The following is a 3,010-nucleotide window of genomic DNA, read 5'->3' as shown; positions in this document are numbered from 1 at the left end:
CTGGTTGCGGGGGCAGGATTTGAACCTGCGGCCTTCAGGTTATGAGCCTGACGAGCTACCGGGCTGCTCCACCCCGCGTCTGTTGTTGTCTTTTCTGGGGGATTTTGTGATCGTTTAGGGAGGGATTTTTGTGTTTCTTTCTAGGTTTGGCGGTGACCTACTCTCCCACGTCTTGAGACGGAGTACCATTGGCGCGACGGCACTTAACGGCCGGGTTCGGGATGGGACCGGGTGTTTTGCTCGTGCTATGACCACCAAACCGAGGAAGAAACACGGGGCACGGTTGGTTTTCCGGTCCCCATTTCATCAGTATTTGTATTGTTCCAAGCGCATTTGCTTTTGATCAGACAGCCTTGCTGTTTCTGGATCAAATCAAGCCTATCGGGCAATTAGTACCGGTCAGCTGAATGCATTGCTGCACTTACACCTCCGGCCTATCGACGTGGTGGTCTTCCACGGCCCTCAAGGGAGACCTTGTTTTGAAGGGGGCTTCCCGCTTAGATGCCTTCAGCGGTTATCCTGTCCGTTCATAGCTACCCAGCACTACCGTTGGCACGATAACTGGTCCACCAGTGGAACGTTCACCCCGGTCCTCTCGTACTAGGGGCAACTCTTCTCAAGTCTCCTACACCCACGGCAGATAGGGACCGAACTGTCTCACGACGTTCTAAACCCAGCTCACGTACCTCTTTAAATGGCGAACAGCCATACCCTTGGGACCTGCTCCAGCCCCAGGATGAGATGAGCCGACATCGAGGTGCCAAACGATGCCGTCGATATGGACTCTTGGGCATCATCAGCCTGTTATCCCCAGAGTACCTTTTATCCGTTGAGCGATGGCCCTCCCACTTGGGACCACCGGATCACTATGGCCGACTTTCGTCTCTGCTCGTCTTGTCAGACTTGCAGTCAGGCTGGCTTCTGCCATTGCACTCAACGACCGATTTCCGACCGGTCTGAGCCAACCTTCGCGCGCCTCCGTTACTGTTTGGGAGGCGACCGCCCCAGTCAAACTCCCCACCATGCAGGGTCCCGGACCCGGATAACGGGCCGCGGTTAGACATCAAGAGTGCGAAGGGTGGTATCTCAAGGGAGGCTCCACAGAGACTGGCGTCCCTGCTTCGATGCCTACCACCTATCCTGCACATCACAATCCTGATGCCAGTGCAAAGCTGGAGTAAAGGTTCATGGGGTCTTTCCGTCTAACCGCGGGTAGTGTGCATCTTGACACACAGTTCAATTTCGCTGAGTCCACGTTAGAGACAGCGGGGAGATCGTTACGCCATTCGTGCAGGTCGGAACTTACCCGACAAGGAATTTCGCTACCTTAGGACCGTTATAGTTACGGCCGCCGTTTACTGGGGCTTCAATTCGGAGCTTGCACCCCTCCTTTTAACCTTCCAGCACCGGGCAGGCGTCAGACTGTATACGTCGCCTTACGGCTTCGCACAGCCCTGTGTTTTAAGTAAACAGTCGCCACCCCCTAGTTTGTGCCCCCCGCCCATAGTTGCCTACAGACGGGGCCTCCTTCTCGCGAACTTACGGAGGCATTTTGCCGAGTTCCTTTAACGTGGTTCTCTCAAGCGCCTTGGTATACTCTACCAGTCCACCTGTGTCGGTTTAGGGTACGGTCTGATGGAGGGCTATTTCCAGGAACCTCTCAGCAGCCCAGACAATCCGATAAGCCTGAACTACACCTGAGATCCGTCACATCCTCCTGGCCCAGGAATATTAACCTGGTTCCCATCGACTACGCCTTTCGGCCTCGCCTTAGGGGCCGGCTTACCCTGCTCAGATTAGCTTTAAGCAGGAACCCTTGGACTTTCGGCGAGAGGGTCTCTCACCCTCTTTGTCGCTACTCATGTCAACATTCTCGCTTCTGATCTCTCCACCGGATGCCTCACGGCCCGGCTTCACAGAAAGCTCCTTGCCTCCAATGCACCGCAAGCGATGCAAGAGAGGCATTGAGCTATATCACAGAACGCTCCGCTACCACGCACATTGCTGTGCATCCTGAGCTTCGGCTCGTGGCTTGAGCCCCGTTACATCTTCGCCGCAGGACAGCTTGTCTAGACCAGTGAGCTGTTACGCTATCTTTAAAGGATGGCTGCTTCTAAGCCAACCTCCTGGTTGTTTTGGCCGTCCCACATGCTTTCCCACTTAGCCACGAATTAGGGGCCTTAGCTGCAGGTCAGGGTTGTTTCCCTCTTCACGACGGACGTTAGCACCCGCCGTGTGTCTCCCGGATAGTACTCTCGGGTATTCGGAGTTTGCTTAGGCTCAGTAAGTCTGTGGGACCCCATCACCCATGCAGTGCTCTACCCCCCGAGGTATTCGTCCGAGGCGCTACCTAAATAGCTTTCGCGGAGAACCAGCTATCTCCAGATTTGATTGGCCTTTCACCCCTAGCCACAAGTCATCCAGACCCTTTTCAACGGGTGTTGGTTCGGACCTCCAGTTGGTGTTACCCAACCTTCATCCTGCTCATGGCTAGATCATCTGGTTTCGGGTCTGATCCAACGAACTCATGCGCCCTTTTAAGACTCGCTTTCGCTGCGCCTACACCTATCGGCTTAAGCTCGCTCGTTAGACCAAGTCGTTGACCCATTATACAAAAGGTACGCCGTCAGGGCTCAAGGCCCCTCCGACTGCTTGTAGGCGTCCGGTTTCAGGTACTGTTTCACTCCCCTCGTCGGGGTGCTTTTCACCTTTCCCTCACGGTACTGGTTCGCTATCGGTCAGCAAGGAGTACTTAGCCTTCGGGGGTGGTCCCCCGATCTTCAGACAGGATTTCACGTGTCCCGCCCTACTTGATATGTCCCGTGGAGCTTCCTGTACGGGGCTGTCACCCGCTGTGGCCTGCCTTTCCAGACAGTTCCAGTCACTCTTCCAGGCTCGGCTGGTCCGCGTTCGCTCGCCACTACTAACGGAGTCTCTATTGATTTCCTTTCCTCCGGGTACTTAGATGTTTCAGTTCCCCGGGTTCGCTCTAAAACCCCTATGTATTCAG

Annotated in this window: 1 tRNA gene and 2 rRNA genes (1 of these 3 only partly in view); all 3 read right to left on the bottom strand. The window is 55.0% G+C overall.

The features are described from left to right. Window position 1: 1 nt before the first annotated feature. A tRNA-Met gene (locus GU927_RS20285) sits at window positions 2-78 on the bottom strand. A gap of 66 nt (window positions 79-144) precedes the next feature. Further along, a 5S ribosomal RNA gene (gene rrf, locus GU927_RS20280) occupies window positions 145-259 on the bottom strand. A 109-nt stretch (window positions 260-368) separates the two neighbouring features. Further along, window positions 369-3,010 (bottom strand): 23S ribosomal RNA (locus GU927_RS20275) (it continues 192 nt past the right edge of the window).

The sequence above is a fragment of the Paragemmobacter amnigenus genome (genome assembly GCF_009908265.2).
GTDB classification, from domain to species: Bacteria; Pseudomonadota; Alphaproteobacteria; order Rhodobacterales; family Rhodobacteraceae; genus Paragemmobacter; species Paragemmobacter amnigenus.
The sequence above is the reverse complement of the archived record's forward strand: the minus strand, read 5'-3'. Positions and strand labels throughout refer to the sequence as shown.